We start from the raw sequence: 6,559 nt of genomic DNA on the forward strand, positions 1-6,559 counted from the left end.
TGTTGGAATGAGGCCGATTGCCTCACTAACCAACATAGGAAACAGCTACAATCTTGCAGCAGAAACCCGGCTGTGGCGGGACCACAGGCTGCATCGAAGTCCGACTACCGCGCGAGCGGTTTAGTCCATCGCCCCAATGCCGCGGTTGATACACTTCGTGTTGCTCAAAACCGGACGTTTGGGTAGCTTTGGCCGCGCAGGAATTGATCACGCCTCGCTCTGCGCATGCCGTGCCGCCTTGATCGCTTCCGCGAGGCAGGCGACCCCTGGGTACTCTGAAATATCCTTCATTGCCCGATTCTTCACCGAGCCAAGATTGCTCAAGTTCTTAAGAACGCCATGGGCGAGCAGGTACGTGCCGTCATCAACCAGGAACATCAATTCCTTGGGGCTCGGTTCGTTTTTTGCAAATAGGTCGGAGTACCTACGCAATCGACGTTGCACCGTCCTCGACTCACGGCGGCAGTCCGGACAATGCACGCAGTCCGCATCCACGAAGAAGCGCAGCGTCTCAAACCAATAGCGCTGCTCTTTTGCGAAAAAAATAAACGGACGGTGACATCTACGGCAGCTTCTCAGGGCATCGACGTAATATTTTCTTGGGTAGATTGAAAAATTTTGCTTACTGGTATCCGCAATCAGAGCCGTTTCAGGGAATAAAGTATCTCCATGCAGTCGCCAAAAGCCCAGTCGAAGGTCAGTCTCGGAAATCCTCACTCCAGACGGACGTGGCGACGAGCCGTAACGGGGGTGCGGTACATATTGACCTGAACTCGTGGCTGACTTGGGCGATTTGCGAGACATGTTATGAATTAGAGTGTGGCTAGAGATTTACGAACTGGCCGGTGGCAGCCGAAACCAGATCCCCTGCGCAGCCCTGTAATCTGCCAACGCTGTACGTAGCGACTGCGCCATGCCGTCGGAATCCTGGCGCCAAACGTAGTCAACCTCGACTTTCGTAATGACGACCGAGCAGCGATTGGCCGAACGTTCGCCATCCCATTTCAGCAGGACCCCGCACCATCGGCACGCACCTCATCGATTGAGGGAAGAAACTGCTTGATCATATGTGCTTTCGTTGAAGTTTTCACGCATGCGGGAACGTCAGCTTCTGGCCGGGTCCTGCCGATTGTACTCGATGCTTGCGCGGCGGCGGCCGATGTCGGCAGCTGCCGCCCCAAAGCAGCCTGTCGGTAGTTGTCAAGCCCGCGGGCCGATCCAGCCGATCATGCTGCCATCGGCGCGCCGGATCGCGACCATTTGGTGGCGATGAAATCTCGTAGACCAAAATCGTCAGTACATAGTGGATTTTAGGCGCTCGGGCAAGTCGGCATCGTACTTTAGACCATCAATTGCCCCATCACTCACCTCCGCAAGAATCTTCCCTGGACTCGGCAGATCATCCCGGGCGACGTGCATGGAATGATCCCAAAGGTTCGACCGCAGCACTGCACGGGAGCACTGGAAGAAAACAGCTTCAACCTTTATCACCAACACGGACCGAGGGGGCTTCCCATCAACACAAAACGTCGTAAGCAAGTCTGGGTCGAGGTGGATCGATGCTTTGCCCACAACCCGAAGTGTTTCCCCAATCCCAGGTATCACGAACAGGAGAGCAACGCGCGGGTCATGAAGAATATTGCGCAAGCTATCTATCCGGTTGTTTCCCCGCCGGTCCGGTAGGAGCAAGGTGTTCGCATCGTGAACGCGGACGAATCCGGCCGAGTCGCCTCGCGGCGACAGATCCATTCCCTCTGATCCACTTGTTGCGAGGAGTACAAAGGGCGCAGCTTCGATAAATTTCCGATACTGTGGATGCACGTAGGCGACTTCCTTCTTAACCGATGCAGCAGCAGGCGCACCATAAAGACTCTCAAGCCTATCGATATCTGAGACGGCATAATTAGGGTCAAGCTGGATCACGTTGGTCTACCTCCTCATTATAAAAACCCGGAACGCTGACTTAGCAGTGCTTTGGCGCTGCGAACACCGCTCGAACGACCGCTCCTGGCCGAAGCGAAGGACTAAACCGCTCGCGCGGTAGTTGGACTTCGGCATTGCCGGTTGGTCCGCCCAGGTCGGGGGTTCTGTTGCAATCATAAACTGTTTCCTATGTTGGGTAATGAGGCAATTGGCCTCGTCCCAACAGGAGCAGTATCATGACCCAGCCCATCACCCCGCTGCGCCAGCGCATGATCGACGATATGCGGATGCGCAAGCTCGCACCCAAGACCCAATCGGCCTACCTGCTGCACGTCCGGCGGCTGGCCGCCTTCCCGCAACCGGCACTGTCCAAAGTGCCAGGCCAACGCCGCGCGCCGCTGGCTCGAAGCCCGCCAGAACGACTTGCTGCCGGTCGAGTACGACCATGTCGTGTTCACGCTGCCGGCACCGGTCGCCGCGCTCGCCTGGTATAACAAGGCGCTACTCTATCGCCTGTTGTTCGAGACGGCGGCGCAGACGCTGTGCACCATCGCCGCCGATCCCAAGCACCTGGGGATCGGCACTGGCCCACCATCCCCATGTGCACGGGATCGTCCCCGGCGGCGGCCTGTCGCCGGACGGTACACGCTGGATTGCCCGCAGGCGCGGATTCTTCCTGCCGGTGCGGGTGCTCTCGCGCTTGTTCCGGCGGCGCTTCCTGGATGCGCTGGCTGCGGCCCACCACGCCGGCCAGATCCGCTTGTTCGGCGAGTATGCCGCGTTGGCGCAATCGAGCGCCTTCGCGCGCTGGCTGGCGCCGCTGCGGCACTGCGAGTGGGTGGTCCATGCCAAGCGCCCGTTCGCCGGACCCGAGGCGGCATTGGCCTACCTGTCGCGCTACACGCACCGGGTTGCCATCTCAAACCGGCGCCTGGTCGCCATGGACGAACGTGGCGTGACGTTTCGCTGGAAGGACTAACGCGCCAAGGACGCGATGCACAAGACGAGGACGCTCGACGTTGGCGAGTTCATGCGCCGCTTCCTGCTGCATGTCCTGCCCACAGGTTTCCACCGAATCCGCCACTACGGAATCCTTGCCAACGCCGGACGCAAGGCCAACCTGGCGCTGGCGCGCGCACTGCTGCACGTGCCAGCTCCCGTCGCCGCAGTACAGGCTACCGAACGAATTGCGCCAACGTTCACCTGCCGGCATTGTGGCGCGCCGATGGCGATCACAGCCATCTTCTTGCCGATCCATCCGATTCACGCGCCACCATGACATCAAGGCGCTCCGCATGAACGTCGCATACCAAACTTTGTTCGTACGGGCAGCGCCCAGGCCGTCGGTCAAGGCCGATGCGGGGACGCTTTATCTTCCCCGTCAAGACGACTCGATTGCACGCGACCGACCGTGGCGCAGACGGCCATTTCACGGTCATGAAAGGCATCCTGGGCGTCATCGCCAACAGGTCGCTCGCCGCAATTGACACCTACCTGGATAGCGGCGCCATTCAAATCGCCATAGCCGGTGGCACAGGCTGACGCCAACGATCCATCCCGCGGTTTCCTCCTTCGCGGCTTGCCCAACGCCGGCCGGTGACGCTTGCGTGCATCAGTTCGGGCCCGTGACGGCGGCCGGCATCGGACAACCCTTAACGAAGTCCGCCAATTGAGGTTTTAATTAACGGGCGAGCATAAATGATGCGCTATCGCCAAATGAAAGGATGGCCTCGAAATGATTGGTGCCAGTTTGTCGTGCTAGCACATCGTTAAGGCAATGGGTCGTCAGGCGAACGCGTGCCTGTGTTGGGCACGTGAAATCCCACAGCACCCCGAAAGAGAAACTTGTGTTGTGTTCGTTGCTCACTGCCACCGCCCGCTGACCTTGTGACGTCTCGACCTGCACAGCAAATTCGTCATGCAGCCTAGGCCGGGCACGTATTTCTGCGGCCATTTCGTCGTTGATCGTAAAGTCAGTTTGGGTGCATGGCTCGTCATCAGGGAAAAGCTCTTGAATTGTCTTGCCTTGATCCGAGCTATCGCACGCCGCGTTCAACTTCACGCTCAATACTTCACCGGGCAATAGAGTCTGATCGGATACCCAGATCAGATGCCCGCACCCGCCTTCTGCGTAGTTGCCGCCCATAGCGCCGAGCGCTGCTTTCGGTTTCTGATCGAGCGCGCCATGAGCTGATACATCCACAACATCCATTCCAGAGAGGCTGATTGTTGCGATGTGGATTCCATCGAGCTGGATTGATATGCCGGGCATCGTTGCCTCTAAATGACGAGAAAAATGGGCGCATTTTCTCATGGTCTTCAACATTCGTCACACGCCGTCTCGTCCGTCCCCGAACGATGGGTACCTTCCGCCACTTCCCGCGAAGGTTGCGGTCGTAGGGGCGATGGAGCTGAATTCTTAAGAACTAGCCCCCGTCAAGTGCGATGACCGCTTCTGGCCGACCGCTGCCGATTGTACTCTACGGCCAACCGGAGCCTGGCAGCTCGACAGCTTTCGCCCAGGAGCCGACCTCGGTGAGCGTCGACTCAGTGCTATCCACTTGAAGGAAAGTCCAGTTGAGGGAGATAGTTTGGCTCGTACCTAGTCCGAAAAAGTTCCGCTCCAATTAACCGACGAACGGGTACGTTTCTCCGGGCGAGCAGCATCCATTGAGCTTTCTGGCCGCTGCCTTGCTGCCCGCTTCCCGCAACGATCTCTACACTTTGCCAAAAAGAGGCTGATCCTCGTTGACGCATAAAATTGACCATGCGCCAGAACTCGCGGGACGCGCTCAAACAGCTAGCGTTGCGAGATAACGTACTTATCGCCCGGACTGGAATTGCGAGCATCTGGGTGAATTGCAAAAACGCATTCGACGTAGGGCTTCACTTCGGCCCATGAGGCTTTGCGAAGAAAATACTCGTTGAAAACGCGCCCGACATCCACGACATTCGGGCTCCGTGCATTCCAGCTGGTGGAAAACGCTATCCGGGAGTCGTCCTCGCCGTGTTTTTTAGAATCCTGATGGACATAGGAATGAAACTCCACGATTTGTCCCGGACTCTTGAGCGGCAATGTGGGTCCACATGTCGTCATCCCATCCGTCGATCCGCGTTCCGCGTGGCCGTCTGCAAAAGAATCTTGAAGCATGTGCAGGAAACTGCCGAATGCCAGCTTGGACATGTTTTCCGGCTTTCGCACGTAGGGATTCCCGAGCGCAAACAGATCCTGAATTGACCAGCCCTTGGTTCTGAAGTCGCGGGAAATTGCCTCAATCGGCACGTCCTTCACCAGCATCGCATTCGGAAATTCCCCAGCGCCCACGCGCCAGGTAAACTCGGCCCAGCTCAGAATGCGCTGCCTGACCACGGCGGCTGTCTCGTTATCGTTTGAGGCCATCGCGTGCAAGTACTGCATGTCCCCAAAGTGAGATCGGGTCAACAAGGGCGCCGTCTCGGCGGTCAACGCTCTTCCCGCGTGTGCTTTCCTTTCCCCGTCTTTAAAGACGTTTCCCCAGCATTGAGGAAACGTGACCAACCTCACCGTCGCACCGGATTCACAGCCCCCGAAGTCGCCGTGCCCCTTTTCAAATCGAAATGGAGGGTCGTCGTTCCATCGAACACCTGCGAGCACGTAAGCGTTGTCAGGATCCAGATCCGGGTCGCCGCACATGTCGGCATCGCCATTGCAGCCGAGGATTCTGTTCGTTATCTCTTCATGTACCGGTTCACCAAGCTGATGAATGCTGCGCAGGGCCACACTCGACAGGATTTTTTCGAAGTAGCCCTGTGAGCGATTGGCGAGCTTTTGCTCGATGAATGTGCCTTCGGGGCGAAGCTTGGAGGCTTGCGCCGAACATATGCCGAGAAACATTGCCAATCCGACGATGTACTTAAAAGGCGGTCTCTTCATTTCACTCCTCACGATACGCGACGATGATGATGGATACCCGGCCTGGGGGAACGCCCCGGGCATTGGCTGCAACGACTTAGCAAACAACTTCGCAATATAGCCCCATTGTTATCAGAAATATACAAATTTGTTGCTATACCATTTTCGTCATTGAAATAATTGTGGAAGTGACAATTGGCGACAATTTCACCTATTAATAGTGATAGTTTGTCCATCGGCCTTGATCTGCTCGAACAGGGCTTTGGAGGTGCGGCGGTTCTGCTTGATGCGATGGGCATCGGCCTTGAGTGCTTGTTCCAGCGTAGCGTGGTAGGGCGTCAGCTTGTTGAGAACACTGCCGCGTACGTAGCGCGGTGGCGCCACCGCCTCGGCGGCGGGTTTCCTGAGCCATTTGCGCAGCGTGTTGCGGGACAGCCGCGTGCGTTTCGAGATTTCATGCAGCGACAGCTTGTCGCGCACGTACATCATCTCTGACCCTTGCGGAACCGGAAAGAGCCACCTCGCGCAGGCGCTGGGGCACGCAGCGGCCCGCCAGGGGCATGACGTGCTGTTCATCACGCAAACCCAACTCATGGCTACTGTTGAACGGCTGCTTGTGGCCGAAGGACTAAACCGCTCGCGCGGTAGTCGGACTTCGATGCAGCCTGTGGTCCCGCCACAGCCGGGTTTCTGCTGCAAGATTGTAGCTGTTTCCTATGTTGGTTAGTGAGGCAATCGGCCTCA

General features: G+C 57.6%; 5 protein-coding genes and 4 pseudogenes. 3 read left to right on the forward strand and 6 right to left on the reverse strand.

Annotated elements, in window-relative coordinates; translation table 11 throughout:
- Positions 1 to 207: 207 nt before the first annotated feature.
- The 3 genes and pseudogenes from F2P44_RS35985 to F2P44_RS33675 form a co-directional block, all read right to left on the reverse strand.
- Positions 208 to 378, reverse strand: a complete 171-nt coding sequence (locus tag F2P44_RS35985; protein ID WP_229423899.1) for a hypothetical protein — start codon at positions 376 to 378, stop codon at positions 208 to 210.
- 78 nt (positions 379 to 456) lie between these two features.
- A pseudogene (locus F2P44_RS36750) lies at positions 457 to 804 on the reverse strand (zinc-ribbon domain containing protein); the annotation flags it as partial.
- A gap of 489 nt (positions 805 to 1,293) precedes the next feature.
- Positions 1,294 to 1,920 (reverse strand): pyridoxamine 5'-phosphate oxidase family protein, encoded by a 627-nt coding sequence (locus F2P44_RS33675; RefSeq protein WP_167094368.1) that lies wholly within the window; start codon positions 1,918 to 1,920, stop codon positions 1,294 to 1,296.
- Positions 1,921 to 2,277: 357 nt separating this feature from the next.
- Between F2P44_RS33675 and F2P44_RS33685 the strand changes: the two are divergent.
- Positions 2,278 to 3,202, forward strand: a pseudogene (locus tag F2P44_RS33685) (IS91 family transposase); the annotation flags it as partial.
- A 116-nt stretch (positions 3,203 to 3,318) separates the two neighbouring features.
- Positions 3,319 to 3,465: a hypothetical protein gene (locus F2P44_RS33690; protein WP_167094362.1), complete on the forward strand. Its 147-nt coding sequence runs from the start codon at positions 3,319 to 3,321 to the stop codon at positions 3,463 to 3,465.
- A gap of 139 nt (positions 3,466 to 3,604) precedes the next feature.
- Here F2P44_RS33690 and F2P44_RS33695 read toward each other — a convergent pair whose 3' ends face one another.
- The 3 genes and pseudogenes from F2P44_RS33695 to F2P44_RS33705 form a co-directional block, all read right to left on the reverse strand.
- The gene (locus F2P44_RS33695; protein ID WP_167094364.1) at positions 3,605 to 4,249 is read right to left on the reverse strand and encodes a hypothetical protein; all 645 of its coding nucleotides are present in this window, start codon (positions 4,247 to 4,249) and stop codon (positions 3,605 to 3,607) included.
- A 474-nt stretch (positions 4,250 to 4,723) separates the two neighbouring features.
- Positions 4,724 to 5,836, reverse strand: coding sequence for a hypothetical protein (locus F2P44_RS33700; protein ID WP_167094366.1), 1,113 nt, complete (start codon positions 5,834 to 5,836; stop codon positions 4,724 to 4,726).
- Between the two features lie 210 nt (positions 5,837 to 6,046).
- Positions 6,047 to 6,304: pseudogene (locus F2P44_RS33705) on the reverse strand (IS21 family transposase); the annotation flags it as partial.
- Here F2P44_RS33705 and F2P44_RS34980 point away from each other — a divergent pair.
- Positions 6,300 to 6,419, forward strand: a pseudogene (locus tag F2P44_RS34980) (ATP-binding protein); the annotation flags it as partial. The pseudogenes F2P44_RS33705 and F2P44_RS34980 overlap by 5 nt on opposite strands.
- Positions 6,420 to 6,559 lie beyond the last annotated feature (140 nt).

This window comes from Massilia frigida, from assembly GCF_011682175.1.
GTDB lineage: Bacteria > Pseudomonadota > Gammaproteobacteria > Burkholderiales > Burkholderiaceae_D > Telluria_A > Telluria_A frigida.

Coding starts and splice junctions, on each gene's coding strand:
- F2P44_RS35985 (WP_229423899.1), bottom strand. CDS start 378: ATGTTCCTGGTTGATGACGGCACGTACCTGCTCGCCCATGGCGTTCTT.
- F2P44_RS33700 (WP_167094366.1), bottom strand. CDS start 5,836: ATGAAGAGACCGCCTTTTAAGTACATCGTCGGATTGGCAATGTTTCTC.
- F2P44_RS33695 (WP_167094364.1), bottom strand. CDS start 4,249: ATGTTGAAGACCATGAGAAAATGCGCCCATTTTTCTCGTCATTTAGAG.